Source organism: Cyanobium sp. WAJ14-Wanaka (assembly GCF_024345375.1).
Classification (GTDB): Bacteria; Cyanobacteriota; Cyanobacteriia; order PCC-6307; family Cyanobiaceae; genus Cyanobium_A.
Genome location: NZ_JAGQAZ010000002.1, coordinates 511335 through 534395, shown reverse-complemented (window position 1 = coordinate 534395; position 23061 = coordinate 511335). Strand labels below are relative to the sequence as shown.

Annotated in this window: 23 protein-coding genes; 6 read left to right on the top strand and 17 right to left on the bottom strand. The window is 64.0% G+C overall.

Translation table 11 applies throughout. The annotated features are described in order from the left end of the window. Positions 1 to 2: 2 nt before the first annotated feature. The 8 genes from hisS to KBY49_RS09325 all read right to left on the bottom strand — a co-directional run bounded on the left by hisS (position 3) and on the right by KBY49_RS09325 (position 6201). Positions 3 to 1256 carry a histidine--tRNA ligase gene (gene hisS / locus KBY49_RS09360; protein WP_254934655.1) on the bottom strand — a complete coding sequence of 418 codons (1254 nt, stop codon included), beginning with the start codon at positions 1254 to 1256 and terminating at the stop codon, positions 3 to 5. Between the two features lie 88 nt (positions 1257 to 1344). Then, complete coding sequence (locus KBY49_RS09355) at positions 1345 to 2358, bottom strand: NAD-dependent epimerase (RefSeq protein WP_254934508.1); 1014 nt, start codon at positions 2356 to 2358, stop codon at positions 1345 to 1347. Beyond that, positions 2355 to 2738 (bottom strand): HEPN domain-containing protein, encoded by a 384-nt coding sequence (locus KBY49_RS09350; protein ID WP_254934507.1) that lies wholly within the window; start codon positions 2736 to 2738, stop codon positions 2355 to 2357. Before KBY49_RS09350 ends, KBY49_RS09355 begins: the two co-directional genes overlap by 4 nt. After that, positions 2725 to 3144, bottom strand: coding sequence for a nucleotidyltransferase family protein (locus KBY49_RS09345; protein ID WP_254934506.1), 420 nt, complete (start codon positions 3142 to 3144; stop codon positions 2725 to 2727). The genes KBY49_RS09350 and KBY49_RS09345 overlap by 14 nt, the downstream gene beginning before the upstream one ends. Positions 3145 to 3218: 74 nt before the next feature. Next, entirely contained in the window at positions 3219 to 4163 is a 945-nt protein-coding gene (locus tag KBY49_RS09340) for a UDP-glucuronic acid decarboxylase family protein (RefSeq protein ID WP_254934505.1), read from the bottom strand. Positions 4164 to 4187: 24 nt separating this feature from the next. Continuing rightward, positions 4188 to 4628 (bottom strand): TA system VapC family ribonuclease toxin, encoded by a 441-nt coding sequence (locus KBY49_RS09335; protein ID WP_254934504.1) that lies wholly within the window; start codon positions 4626 to 4628, stop codon positions 4188 to 4190. Further along, entirely contained in the window at positions 4625 to 4858 is a 234-nt protein-coding gene (locus KBY49_RS09330; protein ID WP_254934503.1) for a ribbon-helix-helix domain-containing protein, read from the bottom strand. Before KBY49_RS09330 ends, KBY49_RS09335 begins: the two co-directional genes overlap by 4 nt. A gap of 26 nt (positions 4859 to 4884) precedes the next feature. Next, the gene (locus tag KBY49_RS09325) at positions 4885 to 6201 is read right to left on the bottom strand and encodes a nucleotide sugar dehydrogenase (RefSeq protein ID WP_396099806.1); all 1317 of its coding nucleotides are present in this window, start codon (positions 6199 to 6201) and stop codon (positions 4885 to 4887) included. Between the two features lie 117 nt (positions 6202 to 6318). On the opposite strand from KBY49_RS09325, the gene galE reads away from it, so the two are divergent. From galE to KBY49_RS09300, 5 genes are all read left to right on the top strand, one after another. Next, on the top strand, positions 6319 to 7377 hold the full coding sequence (galE, locus tag KBY49_RS09320) for a UDP-glucose 4-epimerase GalE (protein WP_254934501.1): 1059 nt from the start codon (positions 6319 to 6321) through the stop codon (positions 7375 to 7377). Positions 7378 to 7445: 68 nt separating this feature from the next. Then, positions 7446 to 9668 carry a selenide, water dikinase SelD gene (selD, locus tag KBY49_RS09315; RefSeq protein ID WP_254934500.1) on the top strand — a complete coding sequence of 741 codons (2223 nt, stop codon included), beginning with the start codon at positions 7446 to 7448 and terminating at the stop codon, positions 9666 to 9668. Positions 9669 to 9724: 56 nt separating this feature from the next. Next, positions 9725 to 10744 (top strand): SIS domain-containing protein, encoded by a 1020-nt coding sequence (locus tag KBY49_RS09310; protein WP_254934499.1) that lies wholly within the window; start codon positions 9725 to 9727, stop codon positions 10742 to 10744. Beyond that, on the top strand, positions 10744 to 11574 hold the full coding sequence (kdsA, locus tag KBY49_RS09305; RefSeq protein WP_254934498.1) for a 3-deoxy-8-phosphooctulonate synthase: 831 nt from the start codon (positions 10744 to 10746) through the stop codon (positions 11572 to 11574). Before KBY49_RS09310 ends, kdsA begins: the two co-directional genes overlap by 1 nt. 36 nt (positions 11575 to 11610) lie before the next feature. Next, positions 11611 to 12153 carry a KdsC family phosphatase gene (locus KBY49_RS09300; RefSeq protein ID WP_396099804.1) on the top strand — a complete coding sequence of 181 codons (543 nt, stop codon included), beginning with the start codon at positions 11611 to 11613 and terminating at the stop codon, positions 12151 to 12153. A 27-nt stretch (positions 12154 to 12180) separates the two neighbouring features. On the opposite strand, the gene kdsB is transcribed toward KBY49_RS09300, so the two are convergent. From kdsB to KBY49_RS09275, 5 genes are read right to left on the bottom strand one after another with little or no spacing between them, the layout of a single operon-like run. Further along, entirely contained in the window at positions 12181 to 12945 is a 765-nt protein-coding gene (kdsB, locus tag KBY49_RS09295; protein WP_254934497.1) for a 3-deoxy-manno-octulosonate cytidylyltransferase, read from the bottom strand. A gap of 19 nt (positions 12946 to 12964) precedes the next feature. Next, positions 12965 to 14194 carry a CCA tRNA nucleotidyltransferase gene (locus KBY49_RS09290; RefSeq protein ID WP_254934653.1) on the bottom strand — a complete coding sequence of 410 codons (1230 nt, stop codon included), beginning with the start codon at positions 14192 to 14194 and terminating at the stop codon, positions 12965 to 12967. 5 nt (positions 14195 to 14199) lie between these two features. Then, positions 14200 to 16614: a UvrD-helicase domain-containing protein gene (locus tag KBY49_RS09285; RefSeq protein WP_254934496.1), complete on the bottom strand. Its 2415-nt coding sequence runs from the start codon at positions 16612 to 16614 to the stop codon at positions 14200 to 14202. Continuing rightward, the gene (locus KBY49_RS09280) at positions 16611 to 17675 is read right to left on the bottom strand and encodes a glycosyltransferase (RefSeq protein ID WP_254934495.1); all 1065 of its coding nucleotides are present in this window, start codon (positions 17673 to 17675) and stop codon (positions 16611 to 16613) included. The genes KBY49_RS09285 and KBY49_RS09280 overlap by 4 nt, the downstream gene beginning before the upstream one ends. After that, the gene (locus KBY49_RS09275) at positions 17676 to 18389 is read right to left on the bottom strand and encodes a heme oxygenase (biliverdin-producing) (RefSeq protein ID WP_254934494.1); all 714 of its coding nucleotides are present in this window, start codon (positions 18387 to 18389) and stop codon (positions 17676 to 17678) included. 136 nt (positions 18390 to 18525) lie between these two features. On the opposite strand from KBY49_RS09275, the gene KBY49_RS09270 reads away from it, so the two are divergent. Continuing rightward, the gene (locus KBY49_RS09270) at positions 18526 to 19953 is read left to right on the top strand and encodes an NADP-dependent isocitrate dehydrogenase (RefSeq protein ID WP_254934493.1); all 1428 of its coding nucleotides are present in this window, start codon (positions 18526 to 18528) and stop codon (positions 19951 to 19953) included. A 58-nt stretch (positions 19954 to 20011) separates the two neighbouring features. Here KBY49_RS09270 and KBY49_RS09265 read toward each other — a convergent pair whose 3' ends face one another. From KBY49_RS09265 to gmd, 4 genes are read right to left on the bottom strand one after another with little or no spacing between them, the layout of a single operon-like run. After that, positions 20012 to 21049 carry a GDP-L-fucose synthase gene (locus KBY49_RS09265; RefSeq protein ID WP_315857017.1) on the bottom strand — a complete coding sequence of 346 codons (1038 nt, stop codon included), beginning with the start codon at positions 21047 to 21049 and terminating at the stop codon, positions 20012 to 20014. Beyond that, positions 21046 to 21354: a nucleotidyltransferase domain-containing protein gene (locus KBY49_RS09260; protein ID WP_254934492.1), complete on the bottom strand. Its 309-nt coding sequence runs from the start codon at positions 21352 to 21354 to the stop codon at positions 21046 to 21048. Before KBY49_RS09260 ends, KBY49_RS09265 begins: the two co-directional genes overlap by 4 nt. Next, on the bottom strand, positions 21351 to 21764 hold the full coding sequence (locus tag KBY49_RS09255) for a nucleotidyltransferase substrate binding protein (protein WP_254934491.1): 414 nt from the start codon (positions 21762 to 21764) through the stop codon (positions 21351 to 21353). Before KBY49_RS09255 ends, KBY49_RS09260 begins: the two co-directional genes overlap by 4 nt. Beyond that, positions 21764 to 22987: a GDP-mannose 4,6-dehydratase gene (gene gmd, locus KBY49_RS09250; RefSeq protein WP_254934490.1), complete on the bottom strand. Its 1224-nt coding sequence runs from the start codon at positions 22985 to 22987 to the stop codon at positions 21764 to 21766. The genes KBY49_RS09255 and gmd overlap by 1 nt, the downstream gene beginning before the upstream one ends. Positions 22988 to 23061: the final 74 nt, after the last annotated feature.

The following is a 23061-nucleotide window of genomic DNA, read 5'->3' as shown; positions in this document are numbered from 1 at the left end:
AGTTAACAGCTGCCCAACCCTTGGGTGCGTGCCCAAGTGGACAGGTCCTGCGGCGTCAGCCTTTGATCGCTGACGCCGGACTGGCGCAAATCCTTAAGCACCACCACCCCATCGAGGGCCTCCTCTTCACCAATCACCAGGGCCCAGCGGGCACCGGAACGGTCGGCCCGCTTGAACTGCTTGCCAAAGGCCGAACCACTGGCATCGATCTCCACTGCCAGGCCAGCCGCCCGGCATTGGCGGGCCAGGGGCAACGCCATCGCCTCGGCCGCCCCTCCGCGGTTGACCACATAGAGATCCAGGGGCGCCGGCCCTTCCTCCTCCAGCCCTCCTGCCTGGGCCAGCAGCAGGGCGAGGCGCTCCATGCCCAGGGCCCAACCAAAGGCAGGCGTAACCGGCCCACCCAACTGTTCTACCAGGCCGTCATAGCGACCGCCACCGCAGACGGTGGCCTGGGCCCCCAACTGGCTGCTGGTGATCTCAAAGGCGGTGTGGCTGTAGTAGTCGAGGCCCCGCACCAGGCGGCGATTGAGCAGATAGGGAATGGCCAGGGCATCCAGGCCCCGCTGCACCTGGGCAAAGCGCTCCTGGCTTTCTGGGTCCAGGGCATCCGCCAGGCTCGGGGCATCGGCCAAAAGGGCCTGGGTCTGGGGGTTTTTGGAATCGAGCACCCGCAGGGGATTGGTGTGGATGCGGGCCTGGGAATCCGGGTCGAGTTGGTCGGCACGGGCCCCGAGCCAGGCCACCAATTGCTCGCGGTAACGGGCCCGATCGGCGCCGCTGCCCAGGGAATTGATCTCAAGGGCTAGGCCACCAACCCCCAGATCAGCGAGCAAATCCCAGGCCACGGCAATTGCTTCCACATCGCTGCGGGCATCGGCAAAACCCAGCAACTCCACACCGATCTGGTGAAACTGGCGCTGGCGGCCCGCCTGGGGCCGTTCATAGCGAAACATCGGCCCGCCATACCAAAACCGCTGGGCCCCCTGACTTAATAGCCCGTGTTGAATCGCGGCCCGCACCACCGAAGCGGTGCCCTCCGGCCTGAGGGTGCAACTGCGCTCACCACGGTCGAGGAAGGTGTACATCTCCTTGCCCACCACATCGGTGGCCTCGCCAATACCGCGGGAAAATAGCTCGGTTACCTCCAGTAGGGGCGTGCGAATTTCAGAAATGGCGGCCCGGCGGAAATGGTCGCGGGCCTTGGCCTCAATCAGCTGCCATTGGGCGGTTTGCTCGGGCAGCAAATCCACCATCCCCCGCAGGCACTGGAGCGGGGAGGCGGGGCTGGGCACGGCAACCAGTTAGCAATCGGCCCAGTTTGCCGCGTAGCTAGCTCGGTATCTAGCCATAAAAATGCCGGTACCAATCTGCAAAGCGCCGCACCCCTAGCTCAATCGGGGTAGCGGGCCTGAAGCCCACCCAGGCCTCGAGCAGGGAGGTGTCGGCGGCGGTGGCCACTACATCGCCCGGTTGCATCGGCTGAAAATCCTTGATGGCCTCCCGGCCCAGGGCATGCTCCAGCAGCTCGATGAAGCGGAGCAGCTCAACGGGCTGGGAGTTGCCAATGTTGAAGACCCGATGGGGGGCCCAGCTGGTGGCCGGATCAGGTGCGGCGGCATCGAAAGCAGGATCGGCCGTCGCTGGCTTGTCGAGGCAGCGGATCACGGCAGCGACGATGTCGTCGATGTAGGTGAAATCGCGGCGCATGGCCCCGTTGTTAAACACCTTGATCGGTTCGCCCGCCAGGATCGCCTTGGCGAACAGCATCGGCGCCATGTCAGGGCGGCCCCAGGGGCCGTACACCGTGAAAAAACGCAGCCCCGTGGCCGGCAGGCCATAGAGATGGCTGTAGGTGTGGGCCATCAGCTCATTGGCCTTCTTGGTGGCCGCATAGAGGCTCACCGGGTGGTTTACCGGCTGCTGCTCGGCAAAGGGCATGGCCCTGTTGCCCCCATAGACCGAACTGCTGCTGGCATAGACCAAATGGCCGATGCCGTGGTGGCGGCAGCCCTCAAGGATGGAACCAAACCCCGCCAGGTTGCTTTGGATGTAGGCGGCGGGATTTTCAAGCGAGTAGCGCACACCCGCCTGGGCCCCTAGGTGCACAACCGCCCGGGGCTTTTCGGCGACAAATAGTTCTGCAATGGCGGCGCCATCGGCCAGATCCAGGCGCTGAAACTGCCAATTGCCTTGGTCAAAGCTGAGCTGCAGCCGATCAAGCCGGGCCTGTTTCAGGGCAGGGTCGTAGTAGCTGTTGAGGTTGTCGAGGCCCACCACCGGTTCGCCACGGGCCAGGAGCTGCTCGCAAACGGCCGCGCCGATGAAGCCCGCGGCACCGGTTACGAGAGTTGTCATTGGATAGCTTCGCCCTGGTCAAGAATGGCTGTCTCCAGAGCATCCAGCCTCGCCACGAAATCAGCCAGGAGACTCTCGCGATCTGCCGGCAAGGCAAAAGGACCCTCCTCGTAGCGCGCCTCCACGGCAAAAACCTGCAGCTTGAGAAGCACATTTGGCAACTCCTCTCCAGCTTGCTCAGCCAGCAGGGCCAACTCATGGCTGCGTTTGGGGGCAAGGTTACTGAGCACCAGCTTCGCCTTCAGCAATTTTTCAAGGGCCTGCTGGGCTTGAAAACCCCACTCCTCCTCTGGGTAGCTGGGATCAAGATTGAGCTGCATCGCCAACAGGTGCCTGCGCACAATGCGCAGCAGCAGCTTTGCATCTTCAGCCGGCGACATAGAGCACCTGCCCCTCCCGCGCCACATCGCCCATCACATGCCAGCGGGAGGCGGCCATCCGCCCAGCATCATGGGCTCCGATCACCACCAAATCAACGCCGCAATTCAAGGGGCCAAGCAGCAGTCGAAAAGCGTGCGAGCGCTCTGTTTTGAGTTCGGGAGACAGGCTGGGTTCGTGGCAAATCACAGCCAGATCCAAATCGGAATCAGGTTCAGCGTCTCCCCGGGCCCTTGATCCAAAGGCCACAACGGCGTGGACGTTGGCTTGCTGGCAGAGACCCTGGAGCCGCTCCCGCAGGGTTGATGCATCAAGACCAGGCCCCAGCTCAATGTCCTGGGCCAAGGGGATGGCTGCCAACCAAGGAATGGCCGGAGCAACAAAAGGCTGGGCGGCAACACTGACCATATGTCTACCCTATCCACCACTCAAGATTCGTTTGATCTGGCTGCTCAGAACATCACGTCTTGGGAACAAGCCGCTCATGCTGAAAGCAACCCACGGAAATAGGCCATCGTGGGCTCAAGACCCTGCTCCAGCGGCACCGTGGGCTGCCAGCCCAGCTCCCGTTGGGCCAGATCGATTACCGGTTGGCGCTGCAGGGGATCATCGGCGGGTAGGGGCTTAGTGATCAAAGGCAGCTGGGGGTTGATGCGATCACGCACCAGCTCAGCCAATTGCTTGATTGTGAATTCAGCTGGATTACCGATGTTGATTGGGCCGGTGTGCTCGCCATTCATCAAGCGGATCAGGCCCTCCACCAGATCATCCACATAGCAAAAACTGCGGGTTTGGCTGCCGTCTCCGTAGAGGGTGAGGGGTTCGCCGCTCAACGCCTGCACGATGAAGTTGCTAACCACCCGGCCGTCGTCGGGCAGCATCCTGGGCCCGTAGGTATTGAAGATCCGCGCCACCCGGATCTCGGTGCCGTGCATGCGCCGGTAATCAAAGCAAAGGGTTTCGGCGATGCGCTTGCCCTCGTCGTAGCAGCTGCGGATGCCGATGGTGTTAACGCAGCCCCGGTAGCTCTCGGGCTGGGGATGCACCTCCGGATCGCCATACACCTCACTGGTGCTGGCAAGCAATAGCCGGGCCCCCACCCGCCGGGCCAGGCCCAACATGTTGTAGGTGCCAAGGAAGCTGGTTTTGGCCGTTTTGATCGGATTGAACTGGTAGTGCACCGGCGAAGCCGGGCAGGCCAGGTGCCAAATCCGGTCGACCTCAAGCTTGATCGGCTCAGTCACGTCGTGGCGGATCAGCTCAAAGCGGGGGTGGCCGATCCACTGGGCAATGTTTTCCTTGCGGCCGGTGAAGTAGTTGTCGAGGCAGATCACCTCCTCACCGGCTTCCATCAGCCGATCCACCAGGTGCGAGCCCACAAAGCCGGCACCGCCGGTGATCAGGTTGCGGGTAAGGGAGGCAGGCATGGCGTTAGGTCAACAGGGTTGGCATCAAACAGGTATGAGCTCCAAGGCTTCTGAGCCTCCAGCCACGGCAGTAGTCACCAAGCGCCGATCAAAGCTGGCCAAGCGGCCCTGCTGGCGAACGGCCATAGCCAGCAGGTAGGTGTCGCTGATCTGGGCGGGATCGAGCAGGGCCTGGGCCTCCACCTCTGGCGCCGTGAGCAGGCTGAGGGAATCGGCCCAAAACTGGTGACTGGGGTGGTGAATCAACTGCTGGAGAACGGGGGCTACCGCCGCTGGAGCTCCCGGTGAATTGGGGTAACGGGGATGCCCCAGGATCCGTAAAACAGCGTTTTGGGTCAACGCGCAGCTGGCCCAGGCCAGATCGTCTCGCTTGGCGAACCACCGATGGGCCGGCTCGTGATGCACATGCAACGGATCAAGCAGGGCAATCAACACATTCACATCCAATAGGACCCCAGCGCTCACGGCAGCTCATCGCGCAGCCTGTTGACCAGCTGCAGGTCCACAGGTTGGCCGTCGGGGCGAATCGGCAACAGCGGCAAACCGTTGCGGCTGGACTGGACTGAATAGACCGGTTTCTGCAAACCTTGGCGGACCAGGGCGCTCAACACGCAGCCCACGGATCTCCCCTGCTGCCTGGCCAAAACCCTTGCCGCAGCTAGCACGTCGTCATCAAGGGTCAAGGTGGTGCGCATCTGATGTTGTGACATCAAGCATCAATTTAACCCTCCCCCACGGTCCAAACGTTTAGGCCCGCCGCCTTGGCACCAGCCGCATCAGCCTTTGCCCGGGCATCAAACAACCAGGCGGGTTGGCGCATCACCGAAGCGATCGCCTTCCAATCGAGAGAGCCAAACTCCGCCCAATCGGTGAGCAGCAAAACAGCATCTGCCCCCGCTGCGGCCTCCAAAGCCGAATCCACCATCTGCCAACCCCCGTCGCAATCGGCGGGGGCCTGGCCCAGATCCCTGGCGATTTGCTCGGGCTTCACCTTCGGATCGACGATCGCCAGACGGGCCCCCTCCTCGAGCAGGTCTCGGCAAATGCGAATCGCAGGCGATTCCCGGGTGTCATTGGTGTCGGCCTTAAAGGCAAAGCCCAACACCGCCAGACGCTTGCCGCTGACGGTGCCAAAAAGCTTGTTGACCACCAAGCGGGCAATCCGCTGCTGCTGCCAAATGTTCAGCGCCACCACCTGCTCCCAGTAGGCCGCCACCTCCTCAAGGCCGTAGTGCCGGCACAGATAAACCAAATTGAGGATGTCTTTTTGGAAGCAGCTGCCACCAAAACCAGGGCCAGCCTGCAAAAACTTGGGGCCAATGCGGCTGTCTGCGCCTATTGCCCTGGCCACCTCCGACACATCGGCGCCCGTGGCCTCACAGAAGGCGGCAATGCCGTTGATCGAGCTGATCCGCTGGGCCAAGAAGGCATTGGCGGTGAGCTTGGAGAGCTCCGAACTCCAGAGATTGGTGCGCAGGATCTTTTCGGGCGCCACCCAATGGCCATAGATGGCGGCCAAGGCCTCAATGGCGGCGGGGTCATCGCCACCGATCAACACCCGGTCGGGGGCATCGAGATCGGCCATGGCGGTGCCTTCGGCCAAAAACTCCGGATTGGAGAGCACCGAAAAACTTTTACCTTCTGGGCCCGCATCGAGGATTGCCTTAACCGCCGCGGCCGTGCGCACGGGCAGGGTGCTTTTCTCCACCACCACCGTGTGGCCCTGGGCATGGGCTGCCACCTGGCGGGCGGAGGCCTCCACCCACTTGAGGTCGCTGGCCTGGCCGGCCCCCAAACCCTTGGTTTTGGTGGGGGTGTTAACCGAAAGGAACACCATGTCGGCGGCGGCGATCGCCGCATCCACCTCGGTGGAGAAATGCAGGTTGCGGCCCCGACAACGGCCCACCACCGCATCCAGGCCGGGCTCATAGATCGGCAACTTGGCTAGATCGGGATCGTTCCAGGCGGCAATGCGCTCGGCGTTGAGATCCACCACCTGCACCTGGATATGGGGGCAGCGATCGGCGATTACGGCCATCGTGGGGCCGCCCACGTAGCCCGCTCCGATGCAACAAATGGTCCGGATGCTGCCCAACAACTAATCCCACCAAAACTTCTGCAGGAGAGACTATTGCCAAGCGGTTTTCCCTCGCCCATGGCCCATCTCCTAATCACCGGTGGCGCCGGCTTCATCGGCAGCCACACCTGCCTGGTGCTGCTGGAGGCCGGCCACAGCCTGGTGGTGCTCGACAACTTCGCCAACAGTTCCCCAGAGAGCCTCATACGGGTGCTGGAGCTGGCCGAATTGGGCTTCGAAAGCGAGCGTTTGCGGGTCATTGAGGGCGATATCCGCAGCGAGGCGGACCTAAATCGGGCCTTTGGCGCAACTCCCGGCAGCACCGGCATCGAGGCGGTGATCCACTTCGCCGGACTCAAGGCCGTGGGGGAATCGGTGGCCCACCCCCTGCGCTACTGGGATGTGAACCTGGCGGGCTCCCGCAGTCTGCTGGCGGCGATGGAGGCCCACGGCTGCCGCAACCTGGTTTTCAGCAGTAGCGCCACCCTCTACGGCTACCCCGAGGTGGTGCCGATCGCTGAAACGGCGCCAATCCAGCCAATCAACCCCTATGGCCACAGCAAGGCTGCAGTGGAGCAGCTGCTGGCGGATTTATACGGGGCCAGGCTCCAAAGCCAAACCCCCTGGCGCATCGCCCGCTTGAGGTACTTCAACCCGGTGGGCGCCCATCCCAGCGGGCGCATCGGTGAAGACCCCAATGGCACGCCCAACAACCTTTTCCCCTTTGTGAGCCAGGTGGCCATCGGTCGGCGCAAGCAACTGCAGGTCTTTGGTGGCGACTGGCCCACCGCCGATGGCAGCGGCGTGCGCGATTACATCCACGTAATGGATCTGGCGGAAGGACACCGCGCTGCCCTGGATGTGCTGCTGGCCGAGCCACCCCAACTGCTCACCTTGAATCTGGGCAGCGGCCAGGGCCATTCGGTGCTGGAGGTGGTGTCTGCCTTTGGGGCCGCCAGTGGCCAGCCAGTGCCCTACGAAATCGTGCCGCGCCGGGCCGGCGATGCGGCCGCCACCGTGGCCGATGCCTCCCTAGCCCATGGGCGCCTGGGCTGGCGTACAAGCCGCACCCTCCAGGACATGTGCCGCGACGGCTGGGCCTGGCAAAGCGGCAATCCCAAGGGCTACGGAAAGTAAACCCATGAATCCAACCCTTTGTTGAAGGTAGCAAGAGTGGTCAGTTGATAAATGCCTCGGGCGTATCAATGCAGCACCAGTCCAGCCAGCTCCCCCAAGAGCACCTGGTTTTGGCCGGGGGTGGCCACAGCCATGTGCTGGTGCTGCGGATGTGGGCGATGGCGGCGACAGGCAGGGGTCGATGGGCAAAACCGCCGGCATTGATCACCCTGGTGAGTCGCCACAGCACTGCCCTCTATTCGGGGATGGTGCCGGGCCTGGTGGCAGGGTTTTATCGGCGCGATGAGTGCGCCATCGACCTGCGGCGGCTCTGCCAACTGGCGGGGGTGGGCTTTGTGCAGGCCGAGATCACCGGGCTGGATTTACAGGCGCAGCAATTGCATCTAGAGGGGCGCTTGCCGATGGTCTATGGCCAACTGAGCCTCGATGTGGGCTGCGAAACCCGGATCAGCAAAGCCGCCACGGGGATGGCGATCAAGCCCCTGGAGCCCTTCCTGGCCTGGTGCCAGCAGCAGCAGCCCTCACCGGCCAGTCCTGCGGCCAGCAAAGCAGTAAGAGCCCCCGGGGTCACCCTCCAGGGAGGCGGACTGGCGGCAGTGGAGCTGGCCCTAGCCCTTAAGGCCCGGGGATTTGCCAGCCAAATAAACCTGAATGGCCACCAATTCAGGCTGGGCTCAAAGGCTGCCAACCGCCGCGGCCGTCAGCTACTCCAACAAGCCGCCATTCCCCTCACGGTTCCAGGGCCAGCTGACGCGGCCTGCCCTGATCTGGCCGCAAATGGCAGCGCCGATCAAAACCTGCTCTGCACCGGCAGCCAGGCCCCCGCTTGGCTGGTTGAATCGGGCCTGCCCACCGACGGCTCAGGGCGGGTACTCACGGAAACCAGCCTGCAGGTGCTGGGCCATGGCGGCCTATTCGCCAGCGGTGATTGCGGCGTAATCGCCAGCCACCCCAGGCCAGCCTCGGGCGTCTGGGCCGTGCGGGCTGCGCCGGTGCTGGCCGCCAACCTGGAGCGAAGCCTGAAAAACCAGCTGCTGGCGGAGCCAAAGCGCAAACCACTGCAGTCCTGGAGGCCCCAAAGGCAGGTTCTGCAGCTAGTCGGAGATGGGGGCTCCATCACGGGAAGACCGCGGGCCCTTGCCCTCTGGGGACCTTTTGCTTTCGGGCCCAGCCGGCTGCTCTGGCGCTGGAAGGAGGCCATCGACCGGCGCTTCATGGCCGGCTTTGAAGACCTCCAAGCCATGAGGCAAGGTGCCAACCAGCCGGCTACCCAGCCTGGTAATCAACCAGCCATGGCCTGCCGGGGCTGCGCCGCCAAGTTGCCCGCCGCACCGCTCCAAGCGGCCCTGCAGCGCTCAGGCCTCAAGGGCCCCCCTGAGGACGCCGCCCTGGTTGGCACTGGGGCCGGTGGAGAGCTGTTGCTGCAAAGCGTGGATGGCTTCCCGGCGCTGGTGGCCGACCCCTGGCTGAATGCCCGCCTCACCACCCTGCACGCCTGCAGCGATCTCTGGGCCTGCGGAGCCAGGGTGGATAGCGGGCAAGCGGTCGTGACCCTGCCGGAGGCTGGGCCGCATCTGCAGGCAGAGCTGCTCAGCCAAACCCTGGCCGGCATCTTATCGGTGCTCGAGCCGATGCGCGCTGGGCTGATCGGCGGCCACACCCTCGAGGGCCGCGATGGCAGCGGCCTGAGCCTGGTGCTCAGCGTGAATGGATCAGCCGCTGAAGCCTGGGGTAAGGGGCCCCTCCGTAGCGGCGACACCCTGATCCTGACCAAGGCGATTGGCACGGGGGTGCTGTTTTCCGCCCAGATGGCCCATGCCCCCAGCCGCCTCTGTCCGCCCCAGGCCATCGACCGGGCCCTGGAGGTGATGCAGCAAAACCAGGCTCAATGCGTGGCTGTGCTGGCGGCAGGAAGGTGCAAGGCCTGCACGGATGTCACCGGCTTTGGCCTGCTCGGTCACCTGGGCGAGATGCTTGCCGCCAGTCCTGTTGGGCTCAAGGTGGTTCTTGATAGGGATGCCTTGGCGGCCCTGGCCCTACCTGGGGCCCTGGCCCTGCTCCAAGCCGGCTACGCCAGCAGCCTGGCCCCCGCCAATGGGGCTGCCCTTTCCCTGTTGGCTGGCCGGGTCGAGCTTGAGCCCTGCCCTAACGGCCTAAGCGGTCTGTTGATCGATCCCCAAACCTGCGGCCCCCTGCTGGCTGCGGTTCCCAAAGAGCAAAGCGGGGCCGTGGTAGCCAACCTCAGAGCCCTCGGCTTTGCTAGCGCTGCCCGCATTGGCAGCGTGGCGTGAAAAGCCCGCCCTAGGCAGCCTGGTGGGAGAATCGCCCCCATCCACGGCCATTTCACTTGTCTGCCCTGACCCGCTGTTTGGAGGAGGAGGCGGCGGCGATTGCGGCGGCGGCCCAGCGCCTGGACAGTGACCAGGTGGAAGCAGCCCTCAGCCTGTTGAACAACTGCCGGGAGCGCCGGGGCAAGTTGGTGGTGACTGGGGTGGGCAAAAGCGGCATCGTGGCCCGCAAAATTGCTGCCACCTTTTGCTCGATCGGCCTAACGGCGGTGTTTTTAAATCCCACCGACGCCCTCCATGGCGACCTGGGCATCGTGGCTGCCGACGACGTGGCCCTGCTGCTCTCCAACAGCGGCGAAACGGAAGAACTGCTGGCAATCCTTCCCCACCTGAAGCGGCGCGGCACCGGCCGCATTGCCCTGGTGGGCCGGCTCAACTCCAGCCTGGCGGCAGGTTGTGATGTGGCCCTCGACGGCTCTGTGGACAGGGAGGTCTGCCCCCTGAATCTCGCCCCCACGGCCAGCACAGCCGTGGCGATGGCGATCGGCGATGCCCTGGCGGCGGTCTGGATGGAGCGCTGCGGCATCTCCCCAGAGGATTTCGCCATCAACCACCCGGCTGGTGCCCTGGGCCGCCAACTGACCCTGACCGTGGCCGATTTGATGGTGCCAGCCGCCGAACTCAGTCCGCTCAACCCCCAGGCCCGCCTGCCGGAGGTGATCGCCAAGCTCACCGAGGGCAGCCCAGCTCGGGGAAGCCTCGGTGCCGCCTGGGTGCATGGCTCAAGGGATCGAGGCCAGTTGGGCGGCCTGATCACCGATGGCGACCTGCGCCGCACCCTCCAGCGCCACGGACCCCAGGAATGGGCCGGGATCACCGCCCTGGAGATGGCCACCGTCGCACCAATCACCACCACACCTGGGGCCCTGGCGGCAGAGGCCCTGGAGTTGATGGAGCGCAATCCCCGCCAGGCCATTTCCGTGCTGCCCGTGGTTGATCCCCAAAACAGCGAGAAACTGCTGGGACTGTTGCGCCTCCACGATCTGGTGCAGGCTGGGTTCACCTCCAACCAGAGCTGATGGCCGCCAAGCCCCTCACCTTGATCGCCGGTCCGTGCGTGATCGAAAGCCGGGAGCTGGTGCTGTCAGTGGCCGAGCAGGTGCAGGCGATCTGCCAGGAGCTGGGCATCACCTACGTGTTTAAGGCCAGTTTCGATAAGGCCAACCGCAGCTCCGGCGCCTCCTTCCGTGGACCGGGGGTTGATGGCGGCCTGGCGATCCTGCAGGAGGTGAAGAGCAGCCTGGGGCTAAAAGTGCTCACCGACATCCACGAAAGCCACCAGGCCGCTGCCGTGGCTGAGGTGGTGGATGTGTTGCAGATACCCGCCTTCCTCTGCCGCCAAACCGACCTGCTCGAGGCCGCCGCCAGGGCCGTTGCCGGCACCAGCAAGGTGGTGAATGTGAAAAAGGGCCAATTCCTGGCCCCCTGGGACATGGCCCAGGTGGTGGCCAAGTTCAAGGAGTTGGGGCTGGATCCAGCTAGCGGCCGGCTCTGGCTGACCGAGCGGGGCAACAGCTTTGGCTACAACACCCTGGTGGTGGATTACCGCAGCCTGCCCCAGCTCCAGGCCCTCGGCTGCCCGGTGATTTTCGATGCCACCCATGCGGTGCAGCAACCGGGCGGGCGGGGCAGCAGCTCAGGAGGTCAACGGGAATTTGTGGCGCCCCTGGCCCGAGCTGCCATGGCCGTGGGGGTCGATGGGCTGTTTTTGGAGGTCCATCCCAACCCGGAGGAGGCCCTCAGCGATGGCCCCAACATGGTGCCGTTGCATCGCCTCAAGCCCCTGCTGCGCCAACTGCTGGCGATCCGCGAGGTGGTGGCTCAGGGGTTGGCCCCTTCAATTCTTTAAATCCAGCTCCCTGCCTGCCAAGGATCTCTGTTTGTGATTCGCCACCTGCTGCTTGCTTCCCGCTTCCGTGCCATCGAGCTGTTGGTCTGTGATGTGGATGGGGTGCTCACCGATGGCGGCCTCCACTACGACGAAGCGGGCCGGGTGGTGAAGCGTTTCAACGTGCGCGATGGCCTGGCGATTCGGATGCTGCAGCGGGCTGGGGTGGAGGTGGCCTTCCTCAGCGGCGGCCGCAGTGGGGCGATCGAACAGCGCGCCGCCCACCTCGACATTCGCCATTGCCTGGTGGGGGTCGGCGACAAGTTGGCCGCATTGGAGGATCTGCAGCACCAACTGCAGCTGCCGGTTGAGGCGACGGCCTTCATCGGCGACGACCTCAACGACCTGACCGTCAGGCCGGCCACGGGGTTGCTGGTGTGTCCAGCCGATGGGGCGCGGGGTCTGCGGAGAAGGGCCGACTGGGTGCTGAAAAGCCGCGGCGGCCATGGGGCAGTTCGCGAACTCGCCGAACAGCTATTGGAGCGCCGGGGCCAGTGGCAGGAGCTCAACCGCTCCGGCTGGCGCGATAAAAACGTTTAACCAGGCCAGGCCAGCCCTGCCCAAGCCCTAGGCCAGTCGCCGGGCCAGCTCCAGTTGGTCCTGGGTGTCGACTGAGAAGCAATCCCCGTCCACCACAAAGGTATGCAAGGGGATGCCCGCCTCCACCAGGCGCAACTGCTCCAGCTTTTCGAGGCCCTCAAGCTGCGAGATCGGCAGCTGGTTCCAGCCCGCCAGCACGTCGGCGCGGTAGCCATACATGCCCACATGGCCCCAGTAGGGGCAGTGCTGGTGCCACAGCTCCGGCGGCACATCCCGCACATGGGGCAGGGCGCTGCGCGAAAAGGTAATGGCCCGGCCATCGGCGGCCCGCAGCACCTTCACCACATTGGGGTCGTGGAGTTTGTCTGGCCCCAGGGCATAGACCGGCGTCAAAACCTGGGGTTTATGGCGAGCTGCGAACTGCTCGACCATGGTTTCGATGATCGTGGGATCCAGCAGGGGCTGGTCGCCCTGCACATTGATCACCAGGGTGTCTTCTGGCTCGCCGCCAGCGGCGGCCACTAGCTCTGCCAGCACCGAGGCCAGCCGTTCACTTCCTGAAGCGCAGCTGGCCGGAGTCAGCAGGGCGTCAAAGCCCCAGTCTTGGGCGTGGCGCTGCACCAGCTCGCTATCGGTGCAAGCAATTACGGCCGCCACCCCCTTGGCCAGGGCGCAGCGCTCGAGCACATGGCGCAACATCGGCTTACCACCGATATCGGCCATCACCTTGCCGGGCAGCCTCGAGGATTCCAGCCGCGCCGGCACCGCCACCACGGCCCTGGGGGAAGTCATGGTTGCAGGAGTGCTCCCATTAGCTGCGCTCACTTTGCAGGAGCGTCGCCCGGGCCTGGCGCAGCCGGGCCCCCAATTCGGGGCCCGGCTGGATTCCTTCAGCGATCAATTGGTGGGCACTGATCGGGGCCTGCAGCTGGCGCCAGCGCAACCACCAGCGCAGCAGGGGGCGGCGCCAGCGGGGTCTGCGGCCGGCCGTGCTGACCAGCAGCAGGGCCACCGCTTCCGCTGGGCAGCCAGGTGCCTCCAGCAGCTCGCACCACTGGGGCACCGAGAGGGCGGCAGGGTTTTCTAGGGCCCCAAGCCGCTGCAGCAGGGCTTGGGCCGCAGTCAACAACCTGTGCTGGCGGTGGGGCAATTGCAGCCGCTCGGCCAGGGCCAGGGGCTGCTGGGCGCAGGCCACCAGGGCCACCAGCAATGGCAATCCGGCCCTCTGGGCCCAATTCAGGCGCAGCCGCCAAAAACGGTCGGCCTGCAACTGGGGATCGAGCAGCGCCATGCCGCCCCAGCCCTGCAAAAGCTCCAGGGCCTTGAGCCAGGGTTCGCGCTCAAGCAGCAGCTCCAACTCCATCCGCAGGCGGGTGGCCAGGGCCGGCGGTGCCTGGTCGGGCCGATCCCCCAGCCGCCACTGCCAGGGCCAGGCCTTCAGGGTGGCTTGCACCTGCTGCAGGCTCTCTGGAGCCAGCTCAAAACCAAGACGGGCCCCATAGCGGGCGGCCCGAACCAGCCGGGTGGGGTCATCGGCGAGGCTGCCGCCATGCAAAAAGCGCAACTGCCGGGCCTGCAAATCCGCCTGGCCGCCATGGGGATCCAGCAGGGCTGAGCTGGTCAGATCCAGGGCGATGGCATTGATCGTGAAATCGCGGCGGGCCAGATCGTCGGCCAGGCACCCGAAGCTCACCTGGGGATTTTCCGCCAATTGGGGATAGATCTCCCGGCGGGCCGTGGCCACATCCAAGAGCAGCAGCTGGCCGGCCACTTCCAGCTCCAGCTCCACGGTGCCGTAGGCCCCATGCTCCCTGGAAGCCTTCAGGACGCCGGCCCCAGCGGCCAAGCTGGAGGCCAACTGGCGCACCAGCTCAGGGGCCGAACCCTCCACCACCAGATCCAGATCCGGCAGCCCCCGCCAGGGGTCGTTGTGCAGCCGGTGCAGCAGCAGATCTCGCACCGCCCCACCCACCAGGGCCAAGTGCATCCCTGCTGCTGCCTCGGTCAGCAGGCCGATTAAATCCGGCGGCACCCCCGGCATCTCCTTCACTGGAGTGGCTCAATCGGTGCCAGGCGCGGATCGAGGATTTTGGGGCCCATGCCCGAGAACTTCACTGCAATCGAGATCTTTTCGCCGCTGCCAAACAGGTGGGTGACATGGCCTTCGCCAAAGGCGCTGTGGCGCAGGCGATCACCCACTGCCCAGGCCTTGCCGGCGACCGGACCGGCCGAGCGCCGCCGCACCGCATTGGCCGGCGCTCCTGCCTCGCCGCCAGCCGCCACCTGCTGGGATTCCTCCCGATCCACCCGGGTGAGCCGCTCCATACGCTGGTCGCGCCGAATTGCGGCGCCGCCGCTGCGGGGGATGTCGCCCTGGATCAGCTCCGTGGGCAATTCAGACAAAAACACCGAGGGCAGGGCCGCCTCTCGCATGCCGCCCCAGAGCCGGCGCTCGCTGGCGTGGGAGAGAAATAGGCGCTCCTTGGCGCGGGTCAGGCCCACATAACAAAGGCGCCGCTCCTCCTCCAGGGCGGAGGGATCCTCCAGGGAGCGATAGCTGGGGAACAGCCCCTGCTCCAGGCCCACCAAAAAGACCACGGGAAATTCCAGGCCCTTGCTGGCATGGAGGGTCATCAACGTGACCCGGTTTTGCTCGGTGTCCTTGCTGTCGGCATCACTGGCTAGGGCAGCCGAGGCCAGGAAATCCTCGAGGGAGCCCTCCTCGTTTTCCTCCTGGTATTGCAGCGCCGCGTTGACCAATTCGTTGAGGTTGCGGCGGCGATCTTCCGCCTCATCGGTGCCATCGGCAATCAGCTCGGCCACATAGCCGCTCTGCTCCATCACCCGCTGCACCAGCTCCGAGGGGGCGATGTCCTGGCTGCGGGCCTGGAGATCACTGATCAGCCCATGGAACTGCAGCAGACCCTTGGCTGAACGGCCCCCCAGGGAGCGCACCGCCTCCGCATCACTGACCACATCCCAGAGGGGAATGCCCAGCTGGTTGGAGGCATCGGTGAGCCGTTCGATTGTGGTTTTGCCAATACCTCGCTTGGGCACGTTCAGCACCCGCAGCAGGCTGACGGTGTCGGAGGGATTGACCAACAACTTGAGGTAGGCCAGTACGTCCTTGATTTCGCGCCGGTCGTAGAAGCGCAGGCCACCCACCACCACGTAGGGGATCCCCCAGCGCACCAGGGCCTCCTCCATGGCCCGCGACTGGGCATTGGTGCGGTAGAGGGTGGCCATGTCACCCCAGTTGAGGTCGGGGTGGGCCGCCTCGAGCATGCGCATGCGGTGCACCACCGCCTCTGCCTCGGCGATTTCGTCGTCGCAGCGGGTCAGGGAAATCAATTCGCCTTCGCCGCGGGTGGGGCGGAGCACCTTGTCGATCCGCTCGGAGTTGTGGGCGATCAGGGCATTGGCCGCCTCCAGGATCGTGGCGGTGGAGCGGTAGTTCTCCTCCAACTTGACCATCGTTTTGGTGGCCAGATCGGGGGCACCGTCGCCGAAGTCGTCCTGGAAGCCCATCAGGATCGTGAAATCGGCGGCCCTGAAGCTGTAGATGCTTTGGTCGGCATCACCCACCACAAACACGGAGCGGCCCTCCCAGTCGTTGTAGGTGTCTGGGTCCTTGCCATCGGTGACCAGCAGCTTGATCAGGTCGTACTGGGTGCGGTTGGTGTCCTGGTATTCATCCACGAGCACGTGGCGAAAACGCCGATGCCAGTAGCTGCGGATCTGCTCGTTTTGGCGCAGGAGCTGCACCGGCAGCAGCAGTAGGTCGTCAAAATCGAGAGCGTTATTGGCGGCCAGGGCCCGCCGGTAACGGCGGTAGGTCTCAGCCATCAACTTGCCCCGCTGGCCGCCGCCGGCATCGGCCTCCAGCTGCTCGGGCAGCCACCCCTGGTTTTTGGTATTGCTGATTGCCCAACGCACCTTTTTGGGCTCAAAGCGCTTGGGATCGAGCTGCAGCTCCTTGGTGACGATCTCCTTGATCAGGCTCTGGACGTCGTTCTCGTCGTAGATCGAGAACTGGCGGGTCCAGGTCAGGCCCTCCGGGTCCTGGTATTTGTCGATATCGAAGCGCAGCAGGCGGGCAAACAGGGCGTGGAAGGTGCCGATCCAGAGGTCCTTGATCACCTCGCGGTAGATGCGGCTGCGCAGTTGGCGTTGCTCCGCCAGGGGCAGGGTGCTCCAGGGCTGGCCGAACTGGCTCTGGGCCAGCTTTTGGGCCAGCAGCAGCTCGAGCCGCTCCTTCATCTCCCGGGCAGCCTTGTTGGTGAAGGTGACCGCCAACAGATGGGCCGGATCGGCGCCGTGGTGGCCAATCAGGTGGGCAATGCGGTGGGTTAGGGCGCGGGTTTTGCCACTGCCAGCGCCCGCCACCACCAGCAGGGGACCGGTGTGGTGATCAACTGCCCGTCGCTGGGCATCGTTGAGGCCAGCTAGAAATGCGCTCATCGCAGCAGCTTGGCGAACCGGGCCCGCAATTGCGCTGGGAATTTGGCCTGGAGCCGCGCCAAAAGCTGGCCCAGCCTGAGCCGGAAGATCGATGGACTCCGCAGGGGCGGCTCACCGGCGGCGATGCGGTCCCAATGGGAATTGATCTGGCTGAGGGCCGCCTGCCAACGCTCCAATAGGGCGGCTTCGGAGCAGCCAGCCAACAGGGCTGCCAGCTCTGCTGGCTGGGCTTGCCAAGCCAATGGATCGGCCACGGCCGCCATGATGCGTTCAAGATCTGCCTGCAGGGTTCCCGCACCGATCTGGTGCCCCAGCCGGCCGGGATCAAGGCTGTCGGCTAGGGCGTGGTTGAGGCTGCTGAACACCACACAGCCGCAGGCCATCGCCTCTAAAGGCGGCAAGCCAAACCCCTCACTCACCCCACGGCCCCGCCAGTAATCGGCGGAGTCGTAGAGCACCACGGCGGCGCTGTTGAAAAGGTCGACCAGATCATCCACCCAGCCGCTTTGAACCTCCACCCTGAGGCCCTGGGCCCGCAGGGCCGGCACCAGCTTCTTGAGCAGGTAGGGGCTCGACTTACGTAATTGCACCAGGACATCAATGGGCCGGCGTTCTGGGCTGACACGGTTGCCCCGCTGCAGCCATTGGGGCTCGAGGGCATTGGGCACCAGGTGCAGGGGGCTGCGGGGGCTGCGGTTTCCCCAGTAGCCGAGGGTGTTGCGGCTCACCGCCAGGACCGGCACCGCCGCCGGCAGGTCAAAGCCGTAGCCGCTGCTGTGGGCGTGGTAGGCCACGGGCCGGCCCCGCAGCTGGCGCAGGAGTTGGGGCACATCAAAACCCCAGCTGACAATCCAGAGGGGCTCTGTTGCTGCCTGGCTAGCCGGGGAAGATTTGCGCAGCAGGTCTGGCAGGAAGGGATGGCCCGGTTCCCTTTGGCGGTAGGTGACCACCTCGGTGGCCGCCAGCTGGCCCACCAGCTTGGCCGTTTGCAGCTCCACCAGCAGCCCCCCGCAGCGGAAGCGGCCCGTGGTGCCTGGCACCAAAAAACGGACGGGTCGCACTCAGGCGGGCACGGCCTCAGTGCTGCCGGAGCGCTGACGGCGGGTGAGGAAGCCAAAGAGCACCTTGCCGATGGCGGCAATCAGGTTGCCCTCTAGTTCCTGGAACATCACCATGTTGAGGTGGAAGGCGCCATTGGCCTCTTCCACGATGCGATCGGCCATGGCCTGGTCAATCGGCAGGCCATCCAGCACGGTGCGGTAGTTGGCCTTAAAGCCCTTTTCGTCGGGGATCGAATCGAATTCGTAGAAGCGCAGGCCGTCGTGCTCACCCAGGTTCATCGCCTTCTGGGCAATATTCTTGAGGATCTGGCCGCCGGAGAGATCACCGATGTAGCGGGTGTAGTGGTGACCCACCAAAAGCTCGGGGCTTTCTTTCGCCACCTGGTGCAGGCGAGCGACGTATTTTTGGGCGCCGGGGGTGGCTGTGATCGCAGTGCGCCAGTCGGCTCCGAAATAGAAGGCGAGGTCTTGCTCGAGGCTGTCGCGGCGGTTGAGCTCAACAAACCCCACCGGACCCACCACCGGGTGGTCCTTGAGCTTGGCGAACTCCTCCTCCATGGCGGAGTAAACGAAGTAGAGGTCGGCCACCAGGGTGCGATAGCTGGCCTTATCGACCACGCCCTTGAGGAAACAGCTCACGAAGCCGGTGTTCTCCGCCATCGTGTGGGCCTTTTTGGTGCCTTCTCGCAGCTGGGAGGCAAGGGCGACAGACATGGGATCGGTGGGCTGCTGGAGCAGAGGCCACAAAGTAGGCGGGTCCTAGGCCAGCTAGGTATGAAGGTTGCGAAGGTTAACGGGCTACAAAGGCTGGCGGTTGAAACTAGGCTCGAATTAGCTAGCAATTGCCACTGTGGATTTCGAAAAGCTCAGCGCCCCCAGCAGTGGCACGGCCATTCGTTTTGAAAACGGCCAGCCGGTGGTGCCAAACGATCCGATCATTCCCTTCATCCGCGGCGATGGCACCGGCGTAGATATTTGGCCCGCCACCCAGCTGGTGCTGGATGCGGCCGTGGCCCAGGCCTATGGCGGCGAGCGGCGGATCGAATGGTTCAAGGTCTATGCCGGCGATGAGGCCTGCGACCTCTACGGCACCTATCAATACCTACCGGAAGACACCCTCGAGGCGATCCGCACCTACGGCCTGGCGATCAAGGGTCCCCTAACCACGCCAATCGGCGGCGGCATCCGCTCCCTAAACGTGGCCCTGCGCCAGATCTTTGACCTCTATTGCTGCGTGCGGCCCTGCCGCTACTACGCCGGCACCCCCAGCCCCCACAAGCGGCCCCAGGACCTAGACGTAATCGTCTACCGGGAAAACACCGAAGACATTTACATGGGGATTGAGTGGGAAGCCACTGATCCGGTCTGCCTCGAGTTGATAGAGCACCTCAACAATGTGGTGATTCCAGCCAACGGCAAGCTCGGCCAGCGCCAGATCCCCGCCGGTGCAGCCATCGGCATCAAGCCCGTGAGCAAGCACGGCAGCCAGCGGCACATCCGCAAGGCGATCGAGCACGCCCTGCGGCTTGAGGGCAACAAGCGCCACGTGACCCTGGTGCACAAGGGCAACATCATGAAGTTCACGGAGGGGGGCTTCCGCGACTGGGGCTATGAACTGGCCACCAGCGAATTTCGCGATGTCTGCGTGACCGAGCGGGAGAGCTGGATCCTCGACAACCTCGAGCGCGACCACTCGCTCAATACGGAAGACAACGCCCGCCTGATCGAACCGGGCTACGAATCCCTAACACCAGAGAAGAAGGAGGCGATCTGCGCCGAAGTGAAAGCGGTGATCGACAGCATTGGCGAAAGCCATGGCTACGGCAAGTGGAAGTCGATGGTGTTGGTCGACGATCGCATAGCCGACAGCATCTTCCAGCAGATCCAAACCCGCCCCCAGGACTATTCGATCCTGGCCACCCTCAACCTCAACGGCGACTACATCTCCGATGCGGCAGCTGCGGTGGTGGGAGGCCTGGGCATGGCGCCCGGCGCCAACATTGGCGACAACGCCGCCATCTTTGAAGCCACCCACGGCACCGCCCCCAAGCACGCTGGCCTCGACCGCATCAACCCGGGTTCGGTGATCCTTTCGGGCGTGATGATGCTCGAATTCATGGGCTGGCAGGAGGCTGCAGACCTGATCACCGCTGGGCTAAGCGCCGCCATCGCCGCCGGGGAGGTCACCTACGACCTGGCCCGCCTGATGGAGCCAAGGGTGGAACCGGTGAGTTGCTCAGGCTTTGCCCAGGCGGTAGTGAGTCATTTCCATAAGTGAGTGCTGCGGTTGGGGCCGCTCAGGCCAGGCGACCCTGGACACTCCCTTTAGATATTGGTCAGAGGCGGACCAGTTGCTGATCGAGCTGCTGGCGGAAATCGGAGACCGTGCTGTTGAGGCCTACGGGCAGCGGAATTTGGGCCTGCCAGCCCAGGGCCGCCAGGCAGCTGACATCAAGTTGCTTTTTGGGCGTGCCATCGGGCTTGGTGGCATCCCATTCGATGCTGCCGCGATAGCCCGTGGCTGCGGCCACTGCTGCAGCTAGATCGCGGATGCTCAGATCCACGCCCGTGCCCACATTTAGGAATGTCAGGGGCTCAGCGTTGGCAGCCCGGGGGGCGTTGGGCGCGTCCGGATCCCAGTGCTCCAGGGCAAACACGCAGGCCTCGCCCAGATCATCCACATGCAGGAATTCCCGCAACGGCGTGCCACTCCCCCAACACGTCACTGAATTGCCAGCTCCATGATCGGGCAGTTGGGCGGCCTCGTGGAAGCGTCGTATCAACGCCGGCAGCACATGGCTGTTGGTGGGGTGATAGTTGTCGCCCGGCCCATAGAGATTGGTGGGCATCAAGCTGATTGCATCAAAACCGTGCTGCTGTCTCAGGGCCTGGCATAACTTGATCCCCGCAATCTTGGCGATCGCATACCACTCGTTGCTGGGCTCCAGGGCGGCCGTGAGCAGGGCCTCCTCCTTGATCGGTTGCTCGGCAAATTTGGGATAGATGCAGCTACTGCCTAAAAACAGCAGCCGTCTCACGCCCGCCCGCCAAGCGCCCTCGATCACATGGGTTTGGATCTTGAGGTTGTCCAGCAAGAAATCGGCCGGATAGCTGGCATTGGCCTGAATGCCACCCACCTTCGCGGCTGCGAGCACCACCACAGTGGGCCGATTGCTGGCAAACCAGGCCTCGACCGCCGCCGGATCCAACAAATCCAGCTCGCTGCGGGGGGCCGTGAGCAGGGCACCACCCTGGGCCGGGTCGCCATGGCCAGCGCGCTGCAGGGCCCGACAGATCGCACTGCCTGCCATGCCTCGGTGGCCCGCCACAAAAATGCGGTCTGCTGGCAAAAGCAAGCCAAGTGAGTTGGTCATGACCGCCGCCAGATGCAGCGGCCAACCCTTTGCACATGGGCCTCCAGGTCGGCTGGTAGCTCATGGCGCAGCACCAGATCCACCCTCCAGGGCAACAGCAGATCATCAATTTTCGCCATTAGGCGCAGGCGGTCTGGGTGGCTCAGCTGGGAACCTTCCAGGCAAAGATCAAGGTCTGATCCGGGCTGCTGACTCTCCATTGCCCTTGAGCCGAACAGCCACACAGCTTCTGCTTGGGGCTGCATGGCAAACAGCTGCACCAGCTGCCGCTGGGCTGATTCGGGCACACCGGGTATGGAGCTCACTGCGATTTCTCCAATAGGCGCTGATTCAGCCTGGCCCGCAGCTGCCGAAAGCGGGGCAGATACTGGGCCAATATTTGCCCGCCAATTGCATCAGCCGTAGCGCGGTTGTAGGTGTGGCTGGTGAGATTGCGGTCCTGAATCATCAACATCCAGGTCTGGCCTTCATCGATCAGACCCAGGCGAAAAGCCTCACGGAGGGTGTCGCGAGAACCCAACAATGAGCTATCACCCTGGTTCCGCAAAAGATCCCTAAGGGTGTTCCAAGCCAGCTCAAAAGTGTATTCAAATGCTTTGATCAGACCCTGCTGTTCCCTTTCATTTAGGGCGGGGGGCTCCGCAAAGGTTTCCAGCTGAATCAGCGCTTTGTTGTAGTTGCTAAAGCGCTGCTGCCAGCGGATGTCTTCCGTCATCAGCCTGGACCAACAGCCGCAGGATTCGCAGCAGGCCTAGCCGGCGGATTTTCCATCGAGCCCACCACCACAAAGCCCTCACGCCGCAGGGTGGCCTCCTTCGCCGCTTCTTCCTTATCGGCTGCCACCATTTCCGCCACCAACTCCTCGAGCGTGGTGGTTGGGGTCCAGCCCAGCTTTGCCTGGGCCTTGCTGGGATCTCCTAGCAGGGTTTCCACCTCCGCAGGCCGGAAGTAACGGGGATCGATCTTCACCACAACTGCGCCGGTGTCGGCGCGGCGGCCCACCTCATTAATTCCTTCGCCTTCCCACTGGATCGCACGCCCAGAACTGCCATTGCCAGAGCCCCAGCCCAATTCAGCAGCGGCCAGCTCAATGAAACGGCGCACCGATTCCTGGCGGCCGGTGGCAATCACGAAATCTTCCGGGGGGCCCTCTTGCTGCAGCATCCGCCACTGCATCTCCACGTAGTCGCGGGCATGGCCCCAATCGCGCAGGGAATCGAGGTTGCCCATGAATAGGCACTGCTCCAGATCCGCATCAATCCGAGCCAGGCCGCGGGTGATCTTGCGGGTCACGAAGGTTTCACCGCGCCGCGGTGATTCGTGGTTAAACAAAATGCCGTTGCAGGCATACATCCCATAGGCCTCGCGGTAGTTCACCGTGATCCAGTAGGCGTAGAGCTTTGCCACCCCATAGGGGCTGCGGGGATAAAAGGGAGTGCTCTCCTTCTGGGGGATCTCCTGCACCAGGCCGTAGAGCTCAGAGGTGCTGGCCTGGTAGATCCTGGTTTTGGCACTCAGCCCCAACATCCGCACCGCCTCGAGGATGCGCAGGGTGCCGAGGGCGTCGGAATTGGCGGTGTATTCGGGCGCCTCAAAGCTCACGGCCACATGGCTCTGGGCCCCCAGGTTGTAGATCTCGTCGGGCTGGACCTGCTGGATGATCCGGATCAGGTTGGTGCTGTCGGTGAGGTCTCCGTAGTGGAGGGTTAGGCGCGGTGCCTCGCCTGAAGACCCCGTTTCATGGGGATCCTGGTAGAGGTGATCAATCCGGGTGGTGTTGAACGAAGAGGCTCGCCGTTTAATGCCGTGCACCTGGTAGCCCTTCTCCAGCAGCAGCTCGGCCAGATAGCTGCCGTCTTGCCCCGTGATGCCCGTGATCAGGGCTACTTTTCCAGTAATTTCGCCAATAACAGCTCCAATTGCTGGACTTGGGGTCATGCGCTTTGGAGGCTCTGGAAAAGTTTTTCAAGAAATTGAGAATAGATCCACGAAACCACCTCGAGCAGGTGAGT